At 49.4% G+C, this 25,227-nt stretch carries 23 protein-coding genes; 10 read left to right on the top strand and 13 right to left on the bottom strand.

Features of this window, described 5'->3' with window-relative positions:
- Positions 1-14 precede the first annotated feature (14 nt).
- Positions 15-797, bottom strand: a complete 783-nt coding sequence (gene budA / locus QNH99_RS21635) for an acetolactate decarboxylase (protein WP_096011629.1) — start codon at positions 795-797, stop codon at positions 15-17.
- A 104-nt stretch (positions 798-901) separates the two neighbouring features.
- Between budA and QNH99_RS21630 the strand changes: the two genes are divergently transcribed.
- Positions 902-1,783 carry a LysR family transcriptional regulator gene (locus QNH99_RS21630; protein WP_410517745.1) on the top strand — a complete coding sequence of 294 codons (882 nt, stop codon included), beginning with the start codon at positions 902-904 and terminating at the stop codon, positions 1,781-1,783.
- 902 nt (positions 1,784-2,685) lie between these two features.
- A complete protein-coding gene (locus tag QNH99_RS21625; RefSeq protein WP_063876950.1) occupies positions 2,686-3,960 on the top strand; it encodes a Glu/Leu/Phe/Val family dehydrogenase in 1,275 nt (424 codons plus the stop codon).
- 58 nt (positions 3,961-4,018) lie between these two features.
- Here QNH99_RS21625 and QNH99_RS21620 read toward each other — a convergent pair whose 3' ends face one another.
- A complete protein-coding gene (locus QNH99_RS21620) occupies positions 4,019-5,950 on the bottom strand; it encodes a methyl-accepting chemotaxis protein (RefSeq protein WP_410517744.1) in 1,932 nt (643 codons plus the stop codon).
- Positions 5,951-6,109: 159 nt separating this feature from the next.
- Here QNH99_RS21620 and QNH99_RS21615 point away from each other — a divergent pair, with 159 nt between their 5' ends.
- Positions 6,110-6,448, top strand: coding sequence for a cupin domain-containing protein (locus tag QNH99_RS21615; RefSeq protein ID WP_410517743.1), 339 nt, complete (start codon positions 6,110-6,112; stop codon positions 6,446-6,448).
- A gap of 340 nt (positions 6,449-6,788) precedes the next feature.
- On the opposite strand, the gene QNH99_RS21610 is transcribed toward QNH99_RS21615, so the two are convergent.
- The 4 genes from QNH99_RS21610 to fhuE form a co-directional block, all read right to left on the bottom strand.
- Positions 6,789-7,115: a YebG family protein gene (locus QNH99_RS21610; protein WP_063876952.1), complete on the bottom strand. Its 327-nt coding sequence runs from the start codon at positions 7,113-7,115 to the stop codon at positions 6,789-6,791.
- A gap of 137 nt (positions 7,116-7,252) precedes the next feature.
- Positions 7,253-8,047, bottom strand: coding sequence for an SIR2 family protein (locus QNH99_RS21605; RefSeq protein ID WP_063876953.1), 795 nt, complete (start codon positions 8,045-8,047; stop codon positions 7,253-7,255).
- Positions 8,044-8,604, bottom strand: a complete 561-nt coding sequence (locus QNH99_RS21600) for a non-canonical purine NTP pyrophosphatase (RefSeq protein ID WP_063876954.1) — start codon at positions 8,602-8,604, stop codon at positions 8,044-8,046. Before QNH99_RS21600 ends, QNH99_RS21605 begins: the two co-directional genes overlap by 4 nt.
- A gap of 217 nt (positions 8,605-8,821) precedes the next feature.
- Positions 8,822-11,035, bottom strand: a complete 2,214-nt coding sequence (fhuE, locus tag QNH99_RS21595; RefSeq protein ID WP_410517742.1) for a ferric-rhodotorulic acid/ferric-coprogen receptor FhuE — start codon at positions 11,033-11,035, stop codon at positions 8,822-8,824.
- A gap of 1,176 nt (positions 11,036-12,211) precedes the next feature.
- Here fhuE and QNH99_RS21590 point away from each other — a divergent pair.
- Positions 12,212-12,607, top strand: coding sequence for an H-NS family nucleoid-associated regulatory protein (locus QNH99_RS21590; protein ID WP_063876956.1), 396 nt, complete (start codon positions 12,212-12,214; stop codon positions 12,605-12,607).
- Positions 12,608-12,666: 59 nt separating this feature from the next.
- On the opposite strand, the gene QNH99_RS21585 is transcribed toward QNH99_RS21590, so the two are convergent.
- The 3 genes from QNH99_RS21585 to QNH99_RS21575 all read right to left on the bottom strand — a co-directional run bounded on the left by QNH99_RS21585 (position 12,667) and on the right by QNH99_RS21575 (position 14,920).
- Positions 12,667-13,716 (bottom strand): tyrosine-type recombinase/integrase, encoded by a 1,050-nt coding sequence (locus tag QNH99_RS21585; RefSeq protein WP_410517767.1) that lies wholly within the window; start codon positions 13,714-13,716, stop codon positions 12,667-12,669.
- A 497-nt stretch (positions 13,717-14,213) separates the two neighbouring features.
- Positions 14,214-14,510, bottom strand: a complete 297-nt coding sequence (locus QNH99_RS21580; RefSeq protein WP_063876958.1) for a hypothetical protein — start codon at positions 14,508-14,510, stop codon at positions 14,214-14,216.
- A gap of 116 nt (positions 14,511-14,626) precedes the next feature.
- The gene (locus QNH99_RS21575; protein WP_063876959.1) at positions 14,627-14,920 is read right to left on the bottom strand and encodes a hypothetical protein; all 294 of its coding nucleotides are present in this window, start codon (positions 14,918-14,920) and stop codon (positions 14,627-14,629) included.
- Between the two features lie 543 nt (positions 14,921-15,463).
- On the opposite strand from QNH99_RS21575, the gene QNH99_RS21570 reads away from it, so the two are divergent.
- Together QNH99_RS21570 and map are read left to right on the top strand one after the other, a co-directional pair.
- On the top strand, positions 15,464-15,706 hold the full coding sequence (locus tag QNH99_RS21570; protein WP_109717683.1) for a ParD-like family protein: 243 nt from the start codon (positions 15,464-15,466) through the stop codon (positions 15,704-15,706).
- A complete protein-coding gene (gene map / locus QNH99_RS21565) occupies positions 15,706-16,491 on the top strand; it encodes a type I methionyl aminopeptidase (protein WP_063876961.1) in 786 nt (261 codons plus the stop codon). The genes QNH99_RS21570 and map overlap by 1 nt, the downstream gene beginning before the upstream one ends.
- Positions 16,492-16,603: 112 nt before the next feature.
- Here the strand turns inward: map and QNH99_RS21560 are convergent, their stop codons facing one another.
- Positions 16,604-17,662, bottom strand: coding sequence for a diguanylate cyclase (locus QNH99_RS21560; RefSeq protein WP_241568027.1), 1,059 nt, complete (start codon positions 17,660-17,662; stop codon positions 16,604-16,606).
- A gap of 204 nt (positions 17,663-17,866) precedes the next feature.
- Complete coding sequence (locus QNH99_RS21555) at positions 17,867-18,178, bottom strand: hypothetical protein (RefSeq protein ID WP_096011639.1); 312 nt, start codon at positions 18,176-18,178, stop codon at positions 17,867-17,869.
- 170 nt (positions 18,179-18,348) lie between these two features.
- On the opposite strand from QNH99_RS21555, the gene QNH99_RS21550 reads away from it, so the two are divergent.
- Positions 18,349-19,035 carry a hypothetical protein gene (locus QNH99_RS21550; protein ID WP_410517741.1) on the top strand — a complete coding sequence of 229 codons (687 nt, stop codon included), beginning with the start codon at positions 18,349-18,351 and terminating at the stop codon, positions 19,033-19,035.
- 290 nt (positions 19,036-19,325) lie between these two features.
- Here QNH99_RS21550 and QNH99_RS21545 read toward each other — a convergent pair whose 3' ends face one another.
- Positions 19,326-20,147 carry a Cof-type HAD-IIB family hydrolase gene (locus QNH99_RS21545; RefSeq protein ID WP_410517740.1) on the bottom strand — a complete coding sequence of 274 codons (822 nt, stop codon included), beginning with the start codon at positions 20,145-20,147 and terminating at the stop codon, positions 19,326-19,328.
- 228 nt (positions 20,148-20,375) lie between these two features.
- Here QNH99_RS21545 and QNH99_RS21540 point away from each other — a divergent pair, with 228 nt between their 5' ends.
- Both QNH99_RS21540 and QNH99_RS21535 read left to right on the top strand, forming a co-directional pair.
- Positions 20,376-21,638 (top strand): DUF1479 domain-containing protein, encoded by a 1,263-nt coding sequence (locus QNH99_RS21540; protein WP_410517739.1) that lies wholly within the window; start codon positions 20,376-20,378, stop codon positions 21,636-21,638.
- Between the two features lie 50 nt (positions 21,639-21,688).
- On the top strand, positions 21,689-22,504 hold the full coding sequence (locus QNH99_RS21535; RefSeq protein ID WP_410517738.1) for a DNA-binding transcriptional regulator YciT: 816 nt from the start codon (positions 21,689-21,691) through the stop codon (positions 22,502-22,504).
- Here the strand turns inward: QNH99_RS21535 and QNH99_RS21530 are convergent.
- Entirely contained in the window at positions 22,448-23,455 is a 1,008-nt protein-coding gene (locus QNH99_RS21530; RefSeq protein WP_410517737.1) for a LacI family DNA-binding transcriptional regulator, read from the bottom strand. The two genes, QNH99_RS21535 and QNH99_RS21530, sit on opposite strands and share 57 nt — an antisense overlap.
- A gap of 312 nt (positions 23,456-23,767) precedes the next feature.
- Between QNH99_RS21530 and ascF the strand changes: the two genes are divergently transcribed.
- Positions 23,768-25,216 carry a PTS cellobiose/arbutin/salicin transporter subunit IIBC gene (ascF, locus tag QNH99_RS21525; RefSeq protein WP_172896896.1) on the top strand — a complete coding sequence of 483 codons (1,449 nt, stop codon included), beginning with the start codon at positions 23,768-23,770 and terminating at the stop codon, positions 25,214-25,216.
- Positions 25,217-25,227 lie beyond the last annotated feature (11 nt).

Raw genomic sequence — 25,227 nt, 5'->3', positions numbered from 1 at the left:
TTCAGACCTCGTCATTAGCTTTCGACAGAACGGATTGCGTCATCCAGGTTTTCTGGCGTCAGGTTGGCATTAAGAAAGTCGCTGTTTTCTGGCAAATCGATGACCAGTTTGCTGATGGCACCAAAGGTCAGCGTGCCCTGCTCCAGCACATAATCCAGGATATGGCCGCCACCGGTTCTGTCGTCTGTGATGAAATGTTCGTGATAGCCCGCAACATTGATACCTTGCATGTACTGCGGCGTGCGGAAACCAATGAGTTCACCGCTGCGGTGGGTGAATTCAAATACGGGTTGATTGCCCAGGACTTCAGGCATCGATCGATAGGGGCGGCACTGGCACGGAACGGTACGCGTCTGGACTGACGAAAAATGTCCACTTACACGCAGTGCACAAAACTGATTATCTGACGTGATTTCACTGTCAATAAGCTGATGCAGCTCATCGCGTTGCACCGCACGTTCAAAGACATGTTTATGCTGCGGCTGAAAAAAGGTCATTACCGCAAAGGGGGTTTTCTGATCGGGATCAGCAGGCCGGGCACTGCCATCGGCGCGCAGTTGATAAACGTTGCTGTCAAAAGCAATCAGTTCGCCATCCAGCTGATTAAAGGTTCCCAGGCCAAAATCGCCTTTACGCAATAAGTCCGCAATTCTGGTTTCACCATCATAAACCCCACTCAGTAGCGCACTCATCAGAGAGGTTTGATACATAACGCTTTCTGGCATGTTTTTCTGCAGTCTCTGGACAGTATCTTTTAGTTGATCCTCGCAGGAACAATCAGTTACAAAATTGCTCATCGGATGCCTCATAGGTTAACTGTTAAGCCGTGTTAACATAATGGTGGCCCTGTTTGATGACAGAATCCAATAGCAAAACCTGTTAACTTTGAGACGTTTTTAATATGGAACTGCGCCACCTTCGTTATTTTGTTGCTGTCGCACAGACGCTGCATTTCACCCGCGCGGCCGAACTGCTTGGCATTTCGCAGCCACCGTTGAGCCAGCAAATTCAGCGACTGGAGCATGAAATCGGTACACCGCTGTTGAAACGGCTGACGCGCGGCGTGGAACTGACGGATGCAGGAAAAACGTTTTTGACGGATGCGATTGAAATCATTCAACTCGCCGATCATGCGCTGGAGAAGGCGAAAGGTGTTGCCCGGGGAATTAGCGGCAAAATGTCGCTGGGCTTTGCCAGTTCGGTGGCGTTTAATCCTCGCGTCTTTGAGATTATACGGCGGTTTAAAGGGCGTTATCCCGCGCTGGAATTAATGACGCGGGAGGAGAATATGTCATTACTTATTCAGGATCTGCAGGAAGGATTACTGGACGCGGCCTTTATTCGTCTCCCCTGCGAAAGCAGTAAGCCCTTTAATTTACGCGTTATTTCTACCGAACGGATGGTGCTGGCCTTACCGGCGACGCATCGCCTGCAGCAAAATCCCTGTATTGCCTTGAGTGAGCTGGCGCAGGAAACCTTAATTATTTTCCCGCGCGACGTTTCACCCAGCCTTTATGAGCTTATCGTCAGTGCCTGTTTACGCGCGGGTTTCACCCCTTCGTCTTTCCAGCAGGCGCCGCAAATCAGTTCTTCTCTTGGCATGGTGGGCGCAGGTTGCGGTATCGCGCTTATCCCGGAATCGATGGTTTGCGTTCAGAATCCACAGGTGTGCTTTCGCGAAATTGAAAATAATACCCTGTTCACGGATGTTGCTTTTGCGTGGCGACGTAATCATACATCCAAAGCGGTCAACCACCTGTTGTCTCTGATGTCCGAGGGCTAAGAAACAGGCTGATGGAGGCGTTAACAGAGCGCCAGGTTGCTGGTTAACCATCCCTGAATACAGGCGGATAGCGTTGTCTTTATCCGTTTAAACATATGAGTGAACCCGGATGAAAACACCCTTAGCAATATCACTCTGTTTTATCTTCCCGGTCGGTATTGCGCATTGCGCCATTTTTCAGCAGCGACGGTCGCGGGCTTTCTTTTACGAACCATAAATCCCTACCGCTTTATTAAAAACGCAGGATGTGCAGGTTACACATTATTTAACGCATGAACAAAGAGTGCGCTGTGCGGGTATTTATGCCGGTTTGGTATGCATCGCTGTGCACCGCGTAGTCTTCACTGCCGGCGTAAACCGTGCACAGCCTGGACAACACCGCGCGTCAGCGAGATTCATTTTTAACGTTAAAACCTGTATTCCAGTTCAGGTAAAGAGAACCTTCGCCCTGTCCTGCGCTTAATGTAAAAGGGTGCGCTGGAGCCTTAATTGAATAGATGACGGCGTAAAACAAATCACGTTGTGTTATTCATGCGCCTCTTCGCATTAGCGAAACAACACTTCGCATTACTTTTATTTATGCACCTTACTGGTGCAACAAAGTCAATATCATTTGAAACAATTCCTTAACTTTTTGACCCTCTTCAAAGAACTGATAAATCGTCAAATTTTTAATTTATGCATTAATTATGCGTTCTTTATGCACAAAACAGCCGACCTTAAGGCAGGTAATGGGCGTTATTATTCACTCTTATTCACCAGGAATCGATATAGCATGGGGATAATCCCTGCCTGGTCGACATCAAATTTTTTCTGGTGGTGATAAATTATGTCGGCGCGCTCAAGCGCGTGTCGTTTCCACGGTTCAACACAATAAATAACTTCGATAAGAAAGGTTTTGTATGGATAAGTTATCTTACGCGTCTGACAGTAGTACTTCAGCCTGGTCCACCTACCTACAACAAATCGATCGCGTTGCGCCTTATTTAGGCGACCTCACTCGCTGGATTGACACTTTACGTCATCCTAAACGTGCATTAATCGTTGATATTCCTTTGCAAATGGATGACGGCTCTATTCGCCATTTTGAGGGTTATCGTGTTCAGCACAACCTGTCACGCGGTCCGGGCAAAGGCGGCATTCGCTATCATCCCGATGTCGATTTAAATGAAGTGATGGCCCTTTCAGCCTGGATGACCATCAAATGTGCCGCCGTCAATCTGCCCTATGGTGGCGCAAAAGGCGGCATTCGCGTTGATCCGTTCAAATTGTCTGAAGGCGAGCTTGAGCGATTAACACGCCGCTATACCAGTGAAATTGGCATCATCATTGGGCCACAGAAAGATATTCCGGCACCGGATGTGGGCACCAACGGTAAAGTCATGGCCTGGATGATGGACACCTATTCTATGAATCTCGGCACCACCGTGACCGGCGTGGTCACAGGCAAACCGATTCACCTGGGCGGCTCTCTGGGTCGTGAAAAAGCCACAGGTCGCGGTGTATTTGTCACAGGCCGTGAAGTAGCAGGCCGTGCAGGTATTCCAATTGAAGGCGCACGCGTTGCCGTACAGGGCTTTGGTAACGTAGGCAGTGAGGCCGCGCGGTTGTTCAGCCAGGCCGGTGCACGCGTGGTGGTGATTCAGGATCATACCGCTACGCTGTTCAATGCCGACGGTATTGATATGGATGCGCTGACGCAATGGCAGATTGAACATAAGCAGATTGCAGGTTTTACGGGTGCGCAAAGCATTGAGAAAGACGCCTTCTGGCACACGGAAATGGATATTCTGATTCCTGCCGCCCTTGAAGGTCAAATTACCCGTGAACGTGCGGAGATTCTGAGTTGTAAGCTGGTGCTTGAAGGCGCTAATGGCCCGACCTATCCGGACGCCGATGATGTTCTGGCCAACCGCGGTGTGATTGTGGTGCCCGACGTTATCTGTAACGCCGGTGGGGTAACCGTCAGTTACTTCGAATGGGTGCAGGATATGGCCAGCTTCTTCTGGAGCGAAGACGAAATTAACAAACGTTCAGACAAGATCATGACGGAAGCCATGGTTCACGTTTGGGAAAAAGCAAAAGAGAAAGACTGCTCTCTGCGTACCGCAGCCTATATCGTCGCCTGTGAACGTATTCTCATGGCACGTAAAGATCGCGGTATCTATCCAGGCTAATCCCCTCTAAAAAAACAACCCGCAGCGCGCGGGTTGTTTTTTTCTGTTTTGCCAGCTATCAACGGAACTGTTCTACCGTTTGCGCCAGCTGTTGAGCCTGGTCTTCAAGTGAACTGGCTGCCGCGGACATCTGCTGTACCAGTGCGGCGTTCTGCTGTGTCGTGCCGTCCATCTCGTTAACCGCGATAGTGACCTGACCGATACCGCGCGCCTGTTCATCTGAGGCCGACACAATCTCATCAATAATACTTTGCACAGAAGAGACAGCCTTCGTCATCTCGTGCATCGTTTTCCCCGCCTCGTTGACCAGTTTCACACCGCTTTGTACGCGAACGCTGGATTCTTCAATAAGGGCCGCGATATCTTTAACCGCGCTCGCACTGCGTTGCGCAAGATTACGAACCTCCGAGGCAACGACAGCAAATCCACGGCCCTGCTCGCCGGCACGCGCCGCCTCAACTGCCGCGTTGAGCGCAAGGATGTTAGTCTGGAAGGCAATGCTGTTGATCATGGTCGTAATATCACCAATCTTCTTCGAACTGTCATCGATCTGCGACATGGTTTGCACCACTTGCCCAACCAGCGTTTCACCCCGGCTGGCGATAGAGGTAGCATTTTCGGTCAGATTGGTGGCTTGCTGCGCATTGTCGGCGTTCAGCCGAACCGTTGCACTGATTTGTTCCATGCTGGCCGCGGTTTCTTCCAGGGCTGCCGCCTGTTGTTCGGTGCGTGATGCCAGATCGAGGTTACCACTGGCGATCTCGCTTGCACCTTCCCGTACTGATGCGCTGGCATCTTTAATCTGGCCCACAATAGATTGCAGCTGACGTTGCATCGTATGCAGAGCATAAAACAGGCTGGCATTGTCGCCGGGTGCTACCGTGATGGCGTTACTCAGCTTACCGTCCGCAACGGCCAGCGCGATTCTGGCCGCTTCGGCTGGCTCACCGCCTAGCGGGCGCATCACTTTGCGATTGAACAATAACCCCAGGACAGCCCCAACCAGCAGAATGCTCACCAGCATCAGTCCGATGGCCCAGTAGCGTTGCCGATTCGCCGCCGCCATCACCTGACTGACCGGTGCCACAATGCCGACGTACCAGGGCTTATCGCTGTTACCCACCGTTACCGGGTACCAGGTGTACATGGCCTTCTCACCCAGCAACGGATCGTCATGCTCCACGATCTGTTGAGTGAAATTATCTTTCTCACCTTTCCAGGTTTTACCGGCCTCATCTTTATCTGGTGAGGAAACCACTTTGCCGCTATTAGAAAGCAGTAACGCATAGCCAGTACCCTGCCACGGCTTAATCTGATTCACTTTCTTTTGTAACAAGGCCAGGGATATATCGGAGGTAACGACCGCATAGAGTTTGCCCTGATCGACAATGGGCGAGGCCACCGAGGTCAACAACGTCGGCACGCCGTTATAGGCATAACTGTAGGGCTCAATCAGCGTGTCTTTCTTTGTCTGCTGCGGCACCAGATAATAATCGCCCTGGCCCGGCGTCAAAAAAGAAAGTAACGGATGCATAGAATAATTACCGGACTGATCGCGGTCGACAAACCAGGCATATCGCCCCTGAGGCGCCTGCCCTTTCTGAGTGGCGAAATCTGCGTCCCGACCATCAAAAGCATTGGGTTCAAAAATAACGGACATGGAGAGATAGTCAGGGTTGGCCCTGAGTGTATATTCCATGATTTTGTCGGCAATTTTACGATCGTTAACGCCCGCTTTCGGTAATGCGATAAGGCTTTGCCCTAAGCTGTGCGCCATATTAAGGGCATAACTCAGCTCTTGCTGAATTTGCAGTCCACGACTTTGCGCAATCTGCTGCAGATATTTTTCCGCCAGCGTTTTTTGTTCTTTCGCCGACTGCCAGCTCAGAACACCAATTGTGACGGTAAATCCAAGCGTGATGGTTAAGCCGCCCGCCAGCAGCATCTGCGTGCGGGTACTCATCGTTTTTTTTACGGGTTGAGTGATCATACTGATTCCCCTGGAATATACCGGCTAAATTGACCACCCTGTCAGATACAATCTGTCGTGTCCCTGGAAGAACTATCGGCGTGTCATAAATGAACTTTAATAAGATTGATGCATACCCGCGGCGGATCACATAGCCCGTCGAACGTAACGTGAGGAAGTATGATTTCAAAAGACAACGCGGAACATTATGTGTGGGGAAATAACTGTGATGGCTGGCATTTTATGAAAAGCCAGGATCTGAGCATTATTTATGAGCATATGCCGCCCGCCACCTCTGAAACACGGCACGTTCACAGCCGCGCCCGTCAGTTCTTTTTTATCCTTGAGGGCCAGCTGACGATGGAAATTGAGGGCGTTGTACATCGCCTGCAGGCTCAGCAGGGGATTGAAATTCCGCCGGGAGCCCGGCACCAGGCGCGAAACGATAGCAGTGACAGCGTCACTTTTTTAGTCATCTCTCACCCTACCACGCGGGGCGATCGCACAGATTTAACCTGAGTTACTGACAGGAAATGCGCATCAATCCATTACTAACATCGATAGTATTGATGTGAAACAATACCGCATCAGGAATAATATGTCAGTTTACGTCACCCCTTTGACAGGACATACCTGAACCGGAAATTGACCATGCTTAACAAACCAGGCAGGTTTCATGGCTATGCGCTTTGCCTGACGTGCATTGCCAGATATCTTCATCACTATGCTTTTGCCGTGACGCACTTGATACGCTAATGACTGACATACAACACATTTTTTGCGGAAGTGAGTTACGAATGATATCAGAACGCGAGAGACGTAAAGCGGTACGCTGGAAGCTGACTTCCAGCGTAAAGGATCAGGCGGCTTTAACGGCACGCACCTTTTTGTCGTTTTGAGCAGGAGAATCAGCATCCGCGACATCCGTTGCGCTGTCGACCGTTACGGACTCGGGTAACTTACTGGTGCGAAGGATATGTTGCACCGCCTCTTTTTGTTCTGCCAGCAACAAGCCTAATGATTCAGCCTGCGATTCGTCCATATCAGCCTGATGCGTCAGCAGCCAGTCGGTGAAGGCTTCCGCCATATCCAGCATCTTGTCGTAGGCATCAGCCTCTTTTTTATTGGCAAATGTCATCTTCTCTTCACCTTTTCTGACCACTACAAATTTTGTTTCGACAGCCATAGTTTTTGCCCTCAGGTACTGTTTATTTATACAGTATATCACAGTAGTCCGCGTTTTCCAGAGAAGAATAAACACTACCGCTAAGACGGAGGTCGTCCGCCGTTTTTACCGTGCACCGGTTGAAGCGGTCTGGGTTATCAAGCCAGTAACTCTTCCATAAAGTCAGCCAGGGCTTTGCGGGGATCGTCCTCTTCTGACACGATCATTTCGATGCCCCACTGACCCAAGACCTCTTTTGCCACCGGGTTATTGCGATTAGTAAAGAGGTAGGACTTAGGGCGCGCGGTGGCCAGCCCAGTGCGTCCCCACATTTTCGTCAGGCGATAAAACAACAGACGAATATTAAAATCACTGATGCTGTAACCCACAAATAATACGGAATTGCCCATCACATCATGCGTCAGCTTGATATCCAGTGGTGAATCAAAATAGAGCCGCTCAAAATAGCTACTTTCATCTAAAACAATGGAGGTATCGTCGTCGAAATCACCATGAAGTTTGATGATATGGCGCTTGTCTTCCGTTAATGAGACCAAGTCAGCCGCGTTAGCCACTTTAAAATAGGGTACGCCGTGCGCCTCATGCGCCGCCTCTAACCACCGGTCATAGTTGGTGGTATAAATACGGGAGAAATTGCCCTGAGTAATCATGGTATGAATTTCAGAGCTACGGACATCGATATCCGGCCGATGCCATTCGCGGTCCATCCAACTTCTTAACGGGCCAAGCGATCCTTTTTTCTGCTTGTAGTACTCCGCCAGAGAGAGATGCGTCCCATAGGTATTAAAAATCTTGGGATCGTAACCCAGCTCGTTAGCCAGATGGGCGATGAGTTCATGCCATTCCGGCAGGCCGAGATTGCGGGAAAGGCCCGCACCGGCAAACAGTATCAGCTTACCGGAATCATAAGCCCGTTTTAGTTCAGGTTTCATGCCACGCCTCGTGCGGTTTTCAGGAAGGACGCGAAACGGTCCAGCGCAATGCGACGGTTTGAAATTTCGTTTTTCTTGTCGCCCATCTCAGCAAAGGTCTGGTCGTAACCTTCGGGGATAAAGACGCAATCCCACTGAAATCCCCGGGGACCCGCAGGCTTTGGCGCTATCGTCCCACGCAATTCACCGTAAAACTGATACATTTTGCGCCCATCACAATAGCCAAGTACCGTTTTGGCCGTGACGCCCTGGCTGTCCAGCCCGTTAACCAGGGAGGCAAAACGGTCGGCATCCAGTCGGTTCCAGAAAATACGCGTCAGACCGGCTGGCAGGCCATTCAGACCATCCAGATAAAGCCCGGTATGCTCGACGAAAAGAGGACGTCCTATAATAGAAAAAGCTTTGGTCAGCTTATCGCGGACTAAATCCAGCTCGTTCTCCGTTTGAATTTCTTCTATGCGACGTGCGATCGGTAATACTTCTACGCCCACTGGCTCCAGTATTCCGCGAACCTCTGCCAGTTTTTGTTCATTGGCCGAAAGGAATCTGATTTTCATACTTCTTCCAGGTTAATTAGTTTGCCTCAAACAGCACCATGATAGCGGCAGAACACAGGGTTAACGCTGGTCAGTGTAGCGCAAATCCAGGGTTTTCTGACGTGAAGATTGCATCAAAACGTGATGGATCATGGATTTGCAGTTGGCAGAGGCGAGCAAAACACCGATTGCTGAAAGCGCCTCGCGTGAGGCGCGTATTGAAGAGACTGTAGACTGTTCAGAAGCGATAGCTGGCGGTAACAGACACGTTGCGTGGTTCGCCGTAAACGATGTCTCCCGCAACGTTGGTGTCATAGGTTTTATCAAAAAGGTTATTGATGTTGCCCTGGACAGCAAAATTTTTAGTGACCTGATAGCGGCTGAACACATTCACTAAGGCATAACTCCCCTGCTCTGCGCGCCATGTCCCCTTGCCTTCGGGTGCGGAGTTATCACTCCAGACATGGGTTTGCCATTTCACACCGCCGCCTACCGTCAGGTCAGGCAGCATGGATAAACGGTAGCTTGTAAAGACGCTCAACTGCGTTCGTGGCAGATCGGGCTTTAACGCCGTGCCCTCTCGCTGTTCTGCAATATAACGGGTGCCACCCAATGTCATTTGCCAGTTATCGGTTATTGCGCCATTAATTTCAAACTCGACCCCGCGGCTGACCGTGCCATTTTTACCTTCATAAGCTGACTCAGTGGTCCCCGGAATAATACGCCCCGTGGTTTGCGCGACATTATCCAGCTCGGCACGAAACACCGATAGCGACGTCGTTAAACGGCTGTCGAACCAGTCAGATTTAACGCCCGCTTCATAATTTTTACCCATAACCGGTGCCAGATAGGCGCCTGAGATATCACGATAGGATTGTGGCTGAAACACAGAGGTGTAGCTGGCGTACGTTGACCAGTTCTCATCAATGTCATAAATCAAACCGGCATAAGGCGTGATATTATTTTTTTCCATATCGTTGGTCAGGGTGTTTTTGCTCCAACGGGTATAACGCGCGCCCAGTATCAGATTTAGCGGATCGGCGACTGAAATACGTGTCGCAAGGTAACCTGAAGTTTGGCGGGTAATATCCTGTTGGGATAGCGTGCGTGGCTCCCAGTCCGTTTCCGGGAACTGACCATCAAAGAGGTTGAAGTCACCTAATTCCGCTGAAGAGATATTGGCAAAAGTACCGTAATAGGTGTTTTTCTGCCTGCTGTAGCTGACACCCAGCATTAATTCGTGGTTACGTCCGAAGAGTTGATAAGGGCCACTGGCAAAGGTGTCGACGGCATCGACTTTACGTTTTGCCGAATTATATCCCGTGCCGCCTACGACAGGATAATCCGCATAAGGCGAAACGCCTGCGCCGGTATTTTTGTCGAAATAACCAGCGATATACATCATTTTACTGTTAAGCGTGGACTGGTCGTGCGTTCCGTTTAATGTCCATTGCCAGCCGCTGTCAAAGGTGTGTTTCAGCCGGGCAAAGAGCTTTCTGCTCTCTTTATCGTTATAAGTCCAGTCAGGCGCGGTATTAAAGCCGCGACGGAAATCAGTTTTTGTACCATCGGTATACCAGCGAGGCAGTCCGCCCCACATTGGGCTGTCAGTATTGAGTTGCTGAAATTCATAGCCCACAGAGACGGTGGTGGCATTATTCAGGTCCGCATCGACCACACCATAGATAAATTTCTTTTCCGCGCCATACCGCTCAACAAAACTGTTATTGTCCTGGTAACCGGCAATAACTCTGCCCCGCACATTGCCTGACGCTGTCAACGGTGACTGTACGTCCATGACGTAACGCTGCTTATTCCTGCTGCCGAAACTGGAAGACACCTCTCCCTCTGGCTGACGGCTGTCAGCATGTTTACGCACCATATTAACGGCCGCTGAAGGATTGCCTGCCCCGGTCAATAACCCGTTTGCGCCCCTGACCACTTCAATATGTTCGTACAGTGCGCTATCGGTTTGTGCATCGCCCAGATTCCAGCGCTCTTCAAATACGGTGGGAATACCGTCAATCAGATAATTATCGATTAAAAACCCGCGAGAATAATAGGTCTTGCGATCCATATCCGCGGTACTGGTCTGAATGGCTGTCGTATTATCCAGAACGTCATTCAGTGACTGGAGCTGTTGGTCCTTCATCCGCTGCTCACTGATAATGCTGACGGATTGGGGGATATCACGTACTGTCGAAAGCAATTTATTGCCCGCCCGGGTTACCGGAACGCTGTAATCCGATGCTGTGTTTTCGACGACAGGGGGTTCAGCAGCCGTGACGATGAGTGTTTGGTTATTCACTGCCGAAACAGGCGCTGTCGTTGCAAACACGTTGTGTGACACGATCCCAGTAATTAACGTCGTCAAAAGTGAATAGCGAGAGGGAACCAGAGGGAAAATCGACTGCAGGCGATCCCGTTGAACATGAAGTGTACTCAAAAGCATTGTAAACGCCTCGTTTTCGTTTTTTATTTGCCACTGCAGCGAATCAGTCCCCAAAAACTGCCGCATAGCCTGAGCATTATGAATAAGTCAAAAGCCATAAAACACAAAAGCAAATGAGAAATATACGCATTTAGATTATCATTGCAAGTTATTGTTAATATTTATAAGTAATGATTCCAGAAAAGCTGAAAGGAGTACGGCATTGATAACGCGGAAGTTTTGCTGAAAGATGAGGTGTAGGGTCACCAGACAAAGGCCACAACAACACAGGCGTTTTTAAAAGGCTGGTAATTTATTGTACGGCGAGTGATGTCATCTTATGAATAAAATGATTGCCGGGTTCCACTCCTGTTTTGATTTCAGTCCCCCGGAGAATGCCTGGGTAAATGCCAGGAAAAATCCCATCGGGTTTCCGCTGCGATATAGGTATAACGTTATCTAAAGCGGTTATTAGTGATTGAATTTTTATTCTGTCTTAAGCTTATTGGCGCTTCGCTTATGATTTAGCTCGCCATACTTATGGCTGTGATACAGTGTGATTAACTGTCAGGCCAGCATAAGACGTCATGTATGTCACGTTTGACGCCTCTGTTAGGCACAAAAAATGTATTGATATTGGGTTCCGGCTGGATGAGACGTTTATACCTTGTTCAAAAAAAGCCGCGATAAAAGAGCCAATGGGCTAAGCAAATTTGAAGCACATTCCAACATGAATATCAGGGTTTACTTATGACAAATGTCACTGTCAGCGACAGGCATTTTGGTGCATTCTGACGATGCGAATGTTTTTCTATTAAATGGCAGATATTATTCACTATACGTTATCATTTTTCTGCGGCGCCGATGAAAACCGTTATCTTAAGGGATCTGCACTACTATTGGCAGAGGCAAGATAGCTTTAGGTTATGATTTAATTGATTTTTCTATTTATAAATAAAGTTTATAATACGTCTTGCGCAGAAGATGCTCACTCCTGAGCATGGCTGTGCTGCCTAAATAGGGTTTATAACATCAATGTTTTTTTAATACGTTATGTCTGTTTGCGCCTCAAAGAAGTCGTAATAATCCTAACAGTAACAAATTTGTACATTTCAGACTGAAGAGATATTTCCTTCCTGGAATATTTTTCGTAGAATGACCCTGTTTAAATATTCGCTGTAATTTAAGGATTAATCAATGGATGCGCTCAAAGCATTAAATAACCTTCGTATTTTACGCGCACAAGCCCGGGAAATTGAGCTTGATGTGTTAAATGAGATGCTCGAAAAGCTTTCTGTCGTTGTCGCTGAACGCCGTGAAGAAGAAGAAGCCGAGCAAGCCCTGCAGCGTGAAAAAGCAGACAAGCTGGCTAAGTATAAAGAAATGCTGATGAATGACGGCATTGATATTTCTGAGCTGGTGGATTTGCCAACAGAAACGAAAACAAAAGCTAAACGTGCACCACGTCCGGCTAAATACCAATATACCGATGAAAACGGTGAAACTAAATCATGGACAGGTCAGGGTCGTACACCATCGCCAATTAAAAAGGCGCTGGATGCAGGCGGTTCTCTTGATGACTTCCTGATCTGATAAAAAAAGCGGTGTTGATAACAACACCGCTTTTTATTGGAAACCGTATCAATCATGCTTTACGGGCTCATAGCCATAACAGATGAGCCGTCTAATTTTAGCGGTTCGCCCTCAAAACGATGACGTAAACAATGGTAATCATCACTGTTTATAATTAATTCTAACGATGCCGAATAGTTGTCCAGCGCAGCCCGCATTTGCACAAGATAGTCGTGAGTATCATAAACCCGGTCTATCCCTTCTAACGCATGATTCATAATTTTTCTTGCCACGTCATTGGGCGTATCCAGCGCAGATAATTTCGAGCGTGCCGTTCGACGTAAATCTCGTGGCGTAAAGTGTTCCAGCCCCAACCCACGCGGTGCGCGCAGCATACGACGCAAAGCCTGATTTAATGCGCCTTTAGACAGTGGCTGCATCACGTCGCGCGGTGCCGGCACCAGCCAGGGCGAAGCGGGATCGCTGGCATTCAGTAATGATTCGATGCACAGTCGCATTAATGCCGAGACGGGCAAAGTATGTTCGCGATGAGACTTATTACGCGTTCCCTGTTTCCAGAGCCCTGACTGCAAATTGAATTCTGACTTGCGTGCCTGGACGATTTCATCAGGACGTCGCGCACTGACCAGGCAAAGGCGCAGTGCCCACCGTACCTGCTCAGAAAGCGCCCAGTTGTCCAGACCATGCCAGAACACCCAGATCTCCGCATCCGACAACTGCCGGCTTCGCGGCGGCGCAGCACGGCCAGCAATATCGCGTTTCTTCATTGACGCAACAGGAGAATGTTCAAGATAACCCTGCATTTCAGCCCAGGCTAAAAACTGTTTCGTTAAAGCAAAGACCCGGCGCGCCTCTTCTTTTTTACCCTCTGAAATCAATACGTTATACAACCGATTTAGTCGTAGCCGCGTCAGGTCTTTTAACGGCAGCGCACCGATATTCGGCAATACATGTCTGAGCAGGGAGGACACCGCAATTTCGGGACGACGACGCGTCACAAGTAATGACAGTTTTACCCACACTTTCATAACCTGCTCAACCGTACCTTCATCACCAAAGTTATCTACCTCAGATAATGAGGCACTTCTGACCTGATTAAGCCACGCCATGACGTGATGCCCGACATGGGGCGAAACGGTTTTTGTGCGGATTTCTGTCACTGCCCTTCCCTGATGATAAAGCTGAAACGCGGATTCTACTCTTCAGATGATTGTGACTCCAGACCTATTAAGTCTGGAGTCACAATAACGCCGCTACGCGGATTCTGATAAAAAAGCAGGGGATATTTGCGCTGCTGATATAAGCCCTGAATAGCAACAGCGGATCAACGCTGACAAGATAGAAGGAAACGAAAAAATGCCCGTTAAATACTGAACGACAGGAAGTTAACATACGCACATACCACGCCTGTTAGATGCGCAGACGTCATCATCACCGCGTTTTATGATGACCCGTTCTTAAATGCGGTTTTTGCATTCTCAGTTATGACGCTGAGTGCCAAACTGAGGAGACGCTGGCGAGTCTCGCGCTCTGTTTGACCTGAACAGCAGTGCTCAACGGTAAATGTCGTTTAAACAACAAAGCGAACCGATAATCCAGGACGCCATCAGGCACCATGACTTTTACGCCATTCCTCCACCATTTCCCGGGACACGTCTTTTTTATAACAGAGGGGAGAATAGCCGCCCGGCTTGCTCCATGCGCTACGCTTGCCACAACTGCTACCGTTGCGCGCTGAATTAAACGGGCACGCGCAAACACCGGGATAGGACGCGATTGAATCCTCAATAATCAGCTGACGAATTTGGTCATCCGTCTGCCGGAGAGCCTTTGCGACAGAACTCTCGGCCCACAGTAAACTCATCACCATAAGGCATGAGGTAAAAATGAAATGTTTTTTCATCACATCCCTCCTGAATTAAGAGGCATAGCGTAAATCAATATGTGAATCCGCAATCGTTCGAACAAAGTAAAAATTCATGCTTCTGTCAGGCGACTTGATATCTCCCTAAAAGGACGTCAACTTTTACTAAATGTGTAGTTAAACACTCTGCCATTTTTTGTCTGCACTGTGAGTGTTTCACCTGCAGAGGTATCCAGCGCTCTGGCTTTGCTGTATTTCCACATCAGTAACTGCTGCCCATTGGGATAAGGTGTTTCCGTATCAGGCGGGCCAAACATCGCGATCAGTTCCGCACGTGTTGTCTGACCTGGCCTGATATTCTGAACGGTGGCGGTATCAAAATTATGTCCCACTGAGTTAGAGCATGCTGTTAACGCGAACATCAGGCCTGTGATGAAGAATGCTCTCATAACGTTGTTCCCGGTAATTACGAAGTAAGAAGTGGATAAGCGTGACCGTTTCATCATGCCGTTTTATGCGGTTCAGGCACCTTCGTGCCCGTCATTAAAATATCATCATCTGCCTTTAAACATCTCACCTATCGTAATCATCCTGACTAATCTGAACCGCTTCTTTTTTAACTGATGTGCCGAATGAAGGCGGATTCTCAGGAGTCGGCCCATTGCTGAAAAGACGGTTACCGTTATCCAGCACTGACCTGGCCGAATCAGACAGTATGGCCAGCGGTGATAAAAAATTTTGCCTTCACGGATAACCCTGCTACCACCGACATAATGCACTCAGCGTCTCTGTTGCCGATTTTCAGATGTAGATTATGGTTCAGGATCTGCCAGAGGGTTTAAAAACCGCAATCTGGAAAACGGGCCTGACACAGGTGCGCTGGCGGATGAATATTACTGAAACGTTCGGACCCGCTGTGATTTTTTTCTTTAACTCTCCCTTCATAACGCGTAGCCTGTATACAAAACGTATATATTCCATATAGGCTTCGCATGGGCATTGTCAAAATATCCGATCTGATGCATGAAAACCTGCGCATCGCCAGCCAGGCGATGAGCCGCTCGATCAACGCTCAGGCTGAGCACTGGTTAAAACTCGGTATGTTGGCCGAGCTGTATCCTCAACTGACACAACATGAGCTGGCTCAAACGTTGATCCGTATCGAAATGAACGGCGGCGCGGATATTCGCCAGGTGCTACATAACGCCGATTTAACCTCACAAGGAGAAGTGTAATGGGGACCGTTAAGATCCATTCCGCAGAAGAAATTGAAAAAGCACGCGCTGCCGGACATGCTGCAGCCCAGGTCCTGGCAATGATTACCCCGCATGTGCGCCCGGGAATCACGACTGAACAACTGGACGATATCTGTCACGATTTTATCGTAAATGAACTTAAGGTTACGCCAGCCAACATCGGCTATCACGGTTACACGCGCACAACCTGCACCTCTGTGAATCATGTGGTATGCCACGGTATCCCTGCTGCCAAGAAATTAAAAGACGGCGATATTGTGAATATCGACGTAGCCGTTATTAAAGATGGCTGGTACGGCGATACGAGCCGAATGTATTTTGTTGGCACACCGTCCGTACGCGCCAAACGCCTGGTCGATATTACTTATCAGTCCCTGGTCGCGGGCATTAAAACGGTGAAGCCTGGTGCGACACTGGGTGATATTGGTGCCGCCATTCAGCGCCTTGCTGAAAACGCCGGCTTTTCGGTGGTGCGGGAATATTGTGGTCATGGCGTGGGCGAGATTTATCATACTGATCCACAGGTTCTTCATTATGGTACCCCAGGCGAAGGGATGCCGTTGAAGGCAGGGATGATTTTCACCATCGAGCCCATGATCAACGCAGGCAAAGCCGGCACCAGCGTCCTCTCTGATGGCTGGACTGTGGTCACGAAAGACCGCTCGCTTTCAGCCCAGTGGGAGCATACGGTGGCGGTGACTGAGACAGGGTTTGATTTGCTTACGCCCTGGCCTGAAGGCACTGGCGACTATCCTGCAATCTGATAGCAAAAGCCGCCTTGAGATAAGGCGGTGTTAATTTCTGGCTGATTACAGTATCGGTATGCTGATGTTAAACCAGTAAAAAAGCGCCCGTGCTACACCGCTTCATGTAACCTCAGGCCTGCCATAATTTCTGACCATTACGCCCCGATCGCTTAACCTCATACAGGGCTTCATCAGCGCGTCGCAGCCATTCATGTATAGAGCTGGCTTTTTCCGCACAGGCAATACCAATACTGACTGAACATCTGAACTCTGCTGAAGCAGGCAAGCGTAATTGCGCTATGTTTCGTTGAATGGTTTCGGCCAGCCTGACGATGTTAACGTCATTTGAGTCACGTACGATCACGCCCAGTTCATCGCCACCAAAGCGCGCCGGGATATCTTTCATGCCTACGCTGTCACGCAGCAACCCGGAAATTTCAGCCAGTAGAAAATCCCCTGCTTCATGACCAAAGGTATCGTTGACGTTCTTGAAATGATCGACATCAATAAGTATCAGGTATGCCTTGCTGTCTCCACGCCGGGTGCGCAGAAATTCACTTTCAAGCCGCCGTTCAAACAGGCGTCGGTTAGGGATTTGCAAACTGGGGTCCATCAAGGCGATCCTTTCCAGCTCCCGGTTCTTCTGGCGCAGATTAAACGTCAGATTATGGGATACCACGCTTAGCGCCAACAGATAAAACGTGGCCAGCGGTATCGTAAGCCATGCCGAACGGATGCTAAATTCCATCAAAACCGGCGCGCCCTCTATTGTCCATACCATGATAAAGGCAAACAGAAACGCCTGTAGTGCAGAGAGAAGTTGTGGCCAGCCTCCGGCGGCATAACGGTCGGAGACCAGTACCGCCATAATGACAAAGGATGGCATCGGGCTCACGGCCATGAGTGCTACCCAAATACCGCCGAAGGCGGCATCGAGCGTTAAATTGGTTCGCTCTCTGGCGGTTGAATCACGTGATGTAATGGCAAGGCAATATGCCAGGCAGGGCCAGATAATAACGTTACTAATCAGTAAGACCAATATGGCGGGTTTTTTGCCCAGCTCCATCAAAACGGATGCAATCGGCAAAGCGCATAAAATCGTGCCCAGTTGGCGCATGGCGAACATGCGACGGACAAATCGCGTGGATCGCATCTTAAGATGATGATCTTCGGGGGAGTAATAAGTCATTCGCAAGCGTAATTGACGGTATATTCAGCGCAGTTTATCCATAAAAAATGTAAACCGCATAAATTTTTAAGCGTTTTACCGCTTTATTTATTATTGTTTTTACTCTGCTTGATCCTGATTTTGTACAGGCAGTTTAGTGAGAGTGGCATAAGCCCAACGATAAACAGAATTATATCGTCAGGCGTCAGCATCATTATTCTTTCGTTATCTTCTGCGGCCTTTTGCGACTGAAGCAGACCAGTTAAAGTCGCTAACTTCACTCGCGGCCATTGATGAAGGTTTCTTTTTCCTGACCGGTTTTTTGCTCTCTTTTTCTGCTTTTAACTTTTCATTAAGCAGTTTATCAGCCATCACCTGCTGGCGGGCTTCAGTGTTAAGCTCTTTTTCTTTTTTGCTGTCAGGCTCTTTGCCGGTGCGTTGACGGTGCTTTTCCATCAGATTTTGAAGGGCTTCGTTAACGGCAAGTCGCTCTTCATCACTGAACTGATCGATGGAAATCATCTTCTTGTCATTCATAATCGCTTTCCTCGTGGTAAGTTCACTAGCAGTGTACATCATGCGGCTGTCGTAAAACGCATTACCTGATACTTAACTGACTCAGCCTGAAGATTTTTAACGTGTGAAGCTTGTATCATTTCCTCTCAGGCAGACTAAAATAAGCGGAAATTTTACTGAGAATCCACGTAATGAATATTCCCCTGCACAGTGACCACAAGCCCTTTATCGAAGCCCTGCTGGATGAAACGGTTGACGCGATTGAAATGCACTCGCCCCTGGCTGAACATATCGAACGCGCTTTCACCGTTGCGCTTCAGCAAAAGAACCGCGAGGCCGAGGCAGACTGGAAACGCACGATAACCTTTTTAGCGTTGTTCGTGTTCCTTTATGCCGCGCTGGGTGCCTCGTTGACGCTGGATCTGAGTCCAGCCGGGGCGAGCCACAAAAGTATTGAGTATGCGCTGGAAGCCGTTCCAGTCCTGATTGCGTTTTCAGGCTTTTTTATCTCCGTCCTGTATCTGTTTATTGTACGCACGGGTTCACGACAACGTCGTAACTGGCAAAAAACCATCCTGATTTTAGAAAGATACACGACTGGAAACCTGTTTAAACTGACGCATCAGCAAGGCGCCGGCACCAGTAACTACTCGCTCTCGTCCATCATGCTAGCCCTGTCGATGTTCATTTGTCTCACCTGGTTGATTATCTATAACTATCTGACCTTTACCACCAGCGGCGTATTTGGCAGCGTGATTTCCCTGTTTATCAGCACGATGGTTTATGTGATTCTGGATATTCAGCTGCTGAAGCCCTGGCGATCGGATGCTGAAACGCAACCGTCAGGCACCGAAGAAGAGAAGAAAGCCGACAAATAATCCCCATCAGCCCGGTGTAAGCCGGGCTGTGGATCGCTATTCTGCAAGACCTGAAAACTACGCGGATGCTGACTCTGGGCTTTTACTACTGTCACTTACAGTATGTTGTAACTATAAGCGGCAACGTTTATGATGCTTTGGTACACCGACGACGCTGGCACCTGCCGCTGACAGCGTCGTGAAAAGCTAATCATTCACCTTTAATAACATCATTGATGTGACACTGTCACACCTATCTGATATACGACCTTTGCCTTTATGGGCACAGCACAAATCCCGGCGTTAAGGCGTTATTCAAAGGGAAACTCGCGCGCCAGAATCCGGGCAATTACATTTAGCGCCCCTTCATCCTGATTGCTTTCAGTTTTAAAACGCGCCACGGCGGATACCGGCTCTACGGCATTGGCCATCGCAAAACTGAAACAGGCCTGACGCAGCATTTCAATATCGTTCGCGCTGTCGCCAATCGCCACCACCTCACAATCGCTGATGCCCCATTTTTGTTGCAGCAAAGCAATGCCATGTGCTTTATGACAACCAGGAATAATCAGGTCGATAAAACCATAGCCACTCGATACGGGATGCATAATATGATCGATCTCGCCAAGCTGGTTATGCAAACGATCCATCAGGCTTTCAATGCCTTCGTGCGCCAGATTAAGCGAAAATTTAAAAATGGTGTCGTCAATATCATAAAGATTATCGCGCTTTTCGAGCCGATAATAATGGTTATTGAGCATCTGAATAACGCTTTCAGGCATGGAAGAATGAACATAAGCGCCCTTACGTCCACAGACGACCGTGCTGATATCCGGCTCTTTTGCCAGTATCTCCAACACGCGGTGCACGCTTTTCCTGGCCAGCTCACCACAAAAAATTTCCTGGTCGCCCTCTGACACCCATGCGCCATTTTCGGCGACAAAGGCGATTTCATTTTTGATGTCAGGAAAGTAGCGCTGTAGCTGATAATATTGATTGCCACTGGCGACAACAAAGCGAATGCCTTTTTGTTTTAGCAGGGCGTACTGGCGTGAAAAGCGCTGAACGTTGTACTGCTTATTTTCGTCCAGAAAAGTCCCATCCATATCAACTGCAATCATCCTTACTGCCATTGTCGTTCCCCCCTTGTCTCCCGGCCTGAATAGGCTGACTGTTGCTTCAAGCTTACTCGCTGTAGGGATTAATGAGAATTCCAATCATTAAATATCCTTCTGTTAGCTCACATTGTGCGCCAGTCGCGATTTTACCCATCAGCAATCTGTTAAACATAAGTTCATCTTTCGAATGTAATGAAAAAAATCTTCATCTGAAATATAAACTATCTGTTAAGGGCCACAATTATGACTGTGAAGCTTCAACACACACCGTTACCCCACGATATTCCAGCAGCGATCCGTCAGTTTAAGCAGCAGGTGCGTCAGCAGATCGGCGATGTTGAAGGCTTATTCAGTGAGGTTTGCAATAAAATCGAGCAGGCCATAAGCCAGGCCAAAGCGGAAGAACAACAGAGCGGCAGTGCCTGGCCGGTGATTTCACCCGAACAGATTACAGATGGCACGCTGACCCCTGAGACACGAGAAAGAATAAAACGTCGTGGCTGTGTGGTCGTAAAGCAGCATTTTCCTCGAGAACAGGCGCTGGCATGGGATGCCGCCATGTTGCGTTATCTGGATGAAAATCAGTTCGATGCACAGTATCGCGGTCCAGGGGACAATTTTTTTGGAAGTCTCGAAGCCTCCCGGCCTGAAATTTATCCGATTTACTGGTCTCAGGCGCAAATGGAGGCGCGCCAGAGTCATGAAATGGCACAGGTGCAGTCGTTTTTAAATCGCCTGTGGCGATTCGAATCCGAAGGTCAGCAATGGTTCGATCCGGATGTGAATCTTATCTATCCGGACCGAATTCGCCGACGTCCGCCGGGAACAACGTCGAAAGGGTTGGGGGCGCATACGGATTCCGGTGCGCTTGAACGCTGGTTGTTGCCCGCGTATCAACGCGTCTTTCGCTCGCTTTTTGACGGCAATGTTGAGCGTTACGACCCATGGAATGCAGCCCATCGTAGCGAAGTGAACGAGTTTGATGTTCCCGATACCACAAAATGCTCGGCTTTCCGCACGTTTCAGGGATGGACTGCGCTCTCCGATATGATGCCCGGTCAGGGCTTACTGCACGTGGTTCCCGTGCCGGAAGCCATCGCCTATGTCCTGCTTCGACCGTTATTATCGGATGTGGCTGACGATGAATTGTGTGGCGTTGAGCCGGGGCGCGTGCTTGCAGTAAATGAAAAATGGCACCCACATTTGATAAAGGGATTATGCTCGGTACCGGCTATAACGGCGGGCGACTCCGTCTGGTGGCACTGTGACCTCATTCACGCCGTCGCACCGGTTGAAAACCAGCAGGGCTGGGGCAATGTTATGTATATTCCCGCTGCGCCCATGTGTGATAAAAACCGGGCCTACGCGCATCTTGTCGCGCGCGCACTTGAGCAAGGCCATTCCCCTGCTGATTTTCCTCCTGAGCACTACGAAGCTGGCTGGAAAAATCGCTTTACCCTCGCCGATCTTAATCTCAACGGAAAACGGGGACTGGGTTTAGCCTGAAAACCCGTATCGCTTAACGTCAGCTTAATCCATGGATGCAGAGAACCACGATGAATACGCGTCAGCAACAAATTATCGAACTGGTTAATTCACGTGGCAGCATCGCCGTCAGCGAGCTGGCTCAGCTTGTCGGTGTTTCAGAGGTCACGGTACGTCAGGATCTCAACCAACTGGCGCAACAGCGGGTTCTGCGTCGGGTTCATGGCGCGGCCCAGGCGCTGGACAGCGACGATGTTGGCACGCGCATGAACACCCGTTATGGTATTAAGCTGGCTCTCGCCCGCTATGCCGCTGATCTGATCAACGATGGCGAGTCTGTATTGATTGAAGGCGGCAGCACTAATGCCCTGCTGGCACGCATGCTGGCCAGCCGCAAAAGCCTGACGTTAATCACGGTGAGCCACTATATCGGTCACCTGCTTAAAGATGCGGCTTGTGACGTGATTATTCTGGGTGGCATGTTGCAAAAGAGCAGCGAATCCTTAACCGGCCCGTTAACCCGCTACTGTATTCAGCAGATTCACTTTCACAAAGCCTTTGTTGGCGCAGATGGCTGGCATCCGGAAACCGGCTTTACCGGTCGCGATATGCAGAGATGTGATGTGGTTGACGCCGTGCTGGCGAAAGGCGCAGACAGTTATGTTCTGACCGACAGATCTAAATTCGGGCAAATACATCCTTATCCCTTGTCGTCCGGTTATCAGCCTGGCCATGTTATTACAGAGGATGGGCTTTCCCAGGACGTGGTGACCCGGCTTTCTGAGCAAGGTATCGCGCTGATGCAGGTCGCCGCCTTGCAGGCAGAGACGTCAGGGGGCAACGGTGATGGAGTCGCGCAGGACAAGGCTGCCCTTAAAAGGCGTTAACGTCGTTAACTCGCCGCCATCCAGCATCGAAACCAGCCGGTTAATGGTCTCGTTAATCATATCGGTTACGGGAAATTTCACGCTGGAAAGCGCAGGAATAATGTAGGCCGCCAGCGGGATATCGTCAAAGCCAATCACGGAGACTGTTCCTGGCACAGCGATATTATTTTCCGTCAGCTGTTTGATGGCCCCAATAGCCATTTCATCATTGCTGGCAACGATGGCACTGAAGGATTGTCCCCTTGCGAGCAAGGTTTTCACCGCCAGCATGCCGCTTTGCGCGGTCCACTTTCCTTGCACAATAAGCTGCGGATTGATGGCGATTTCCTGCGCGCGTAGCGCGGTTTGATAGCCCGAAAGCCGTTCCTGACTGGTAGGTGAATCCAGTGATCCCGTAATAAACGCGATATTACGATGGCCCTGCTCCATCAGATAACGGACGGCCATCTGGCTGGCCATGTGCTGATCGCTATAAACGCAGAAGCTGTCATTGATACGCAGGCGACGATTAATGACCATGACAGGTTGCTTGTGCTGCGAGATCATCGCGTCCAGCTCGTCAATGCTGAGAAAGCGCGGATAGATAATAATGCCATCGCAACGCAGGTCGAGCAGAAACTGGATAGCCGCACGCTCCTGTTCCGCGGTGTGTTTACCATCGGCCAGGATCAATTGACGATTTTGCTGCTCCATAATTCTGGCAGAGTGCGACATCAGCTCACTAAAAATGTTACCGCTGTAAAGTGTGTTGGTGACCACCAGCCCAATGGTTTGGCTACTTTTATTCGCCAGGTTGCGTGCCAGCAGATTTGGCCGATAGCCTGTCTCTGCAATGGCCTGTAATACGCGATCTCGTTTCTCCTGCCCCACATAACCATTGCCCGACAACACTCGCGATACTGTCGCTTTTGAGACGCCGGCGCGTTTTGCTACTTCAGATATTGTTGTCATGTTCTCGCTGCCCGTGTCCTCAGAGTAAATGCAGTCTACCTAAGCCTTTCATTATTTGAAATATTTGCCCTTAGCCCGGCATGGCGCTCTTTTCCACTTCAAGTGATTGCCATCACAAAAATAACAGATGGCCATTTTACGCTCTTGTTTAAACAGTAAAACATCTTCATGATTTTGTGAAACCGGTTTCCTATTTAGCTGCCCCTTCGGTCAGATGCAACCTGAGTCAGGCTGACTGAAGGCGTATAACAATAAAGCGGCGGCTCCAGCGGAAACCCGAGCGCATTTTCCTCTACCCTACGAGATAAAATCATGCCAGGAAATTATGCAGAGATTTCACAGGCTATCGTTAATAAGCTGGGCGGCCTGAACAATATCAGTGCCGTCACGCATTGTATGACTCGCCTGCGTTTTGTGGTGAAAGACGATAGCCTGGTTGACCTTGCCGGATTAAAAACCCTCAATGGCATTATGGGCGTTGTGCATACCGATACACAGTTGCAGGTGATTATTGGCAATGATGTGTCGAAAGCTTATGAGGCAGTTTTGGCATTGGGTGATCCGCAGTCAGACGGTACTGCGCCCAGGAAACGGCGACTCACGCTAAAAAGCGTGGGGGCCGGTATTCTGGATGCGCTGGTCGGCACCATGTCACCGCTGATTCCCGCCATTATCGGCGGTTCAATGGTCAAGCTGTTGGCCATGATCCTGGATATGGCCGGTGTGTTTGAGAAAGGCTCATCGACTCTGGTCATATTGAACGTGATTGGAGATGGTGCTTTCTTCTTTTTGCCCATTATGGTGGCTGCGTCAGCGGCGCTTAAATTCAAGACGAACATGTCACTGGCGATAGCCATCGCTGGCGTCCTGGTGCATCCCAACTTTATTGACCTGATGGCTAAAGCGGCGCAGGGACAACCCGTGGAGTTTGCTTTTATCCCGGTAACGGCGGTGAAATATACCTATACGGTGATACCGGCGCTGGTGATGACGTGGATTTTGTCTCACATTGAACGTGGTGTGGATCGTATTACGCCTGCGGTAACAAAAAACTTTCTGAAGCCGATGTTGATTGTGCTGATCGCCGCACCGATTGCGATTGTCTTGATTGGCCCGATTGGTATCTGGATCGGCAGTGGAATCTCCGCCGTGGTTTACACCATTCACGGTTATTTGGGCTGGCTTTCGGTTGCGATTATGGGCGCGCTCTGGCCCTTGCTGGTGATGACTGGCATGCATCGGGTTTTCACACCCACCATTATTCAGACCATTGCTGAAACCGGTAAAGAGGGCATGGTTATGCCTTCGGAGATTGGCGCTAATCTGTCCCTTGGCGGCTCTTCACTCGCCGTCGCCTGTAAAACGAAAAACCCGGAATTACGTCAAACCGCGCTGGCAGCAGCAGCCTCTGCCATTGTGGCCGGCATTTCTGAACCGGCCCTTTACGGTGTCGCTGTGCGTTTAAAGCGCCCTTTGATTGCCAGTATGATCAGTGGGTTTATTTGTGGTGCAGTCGCCGGCATAGGCGGTTTGGCCAGCCATTCGATGGCATCACCCGGATTGTTTACCAGCGTTCAGTTTTTTGATCCAGCCAACCCGATGTCCATTGTTTGGGTTGTCGCGGTGATGGTGCTCTCTGTGGTGCTGTCATTTATTCTTACCCTGATTCTGGGCTTTGACGATATTCCTGAAACCACCAGCCTGGCAGCATCACAACCTAAGGTTTCACCTGAAAAAGCAAAAGCGGCTAACGCTAGCTGATCATTAATGAC

The organism is Pantoea allii (assembly GCF_046529425.1).
Taxonomy (GTDB): Bacteria; Pseudomonadota; Gammaproteobacteria; order Enterobacterales; family Enterobacteriaceae; genus Pantoea; species Pantoea allii.
This window is presented reverse-complemented; position numbering and strand designations above follow the sequence as displayed.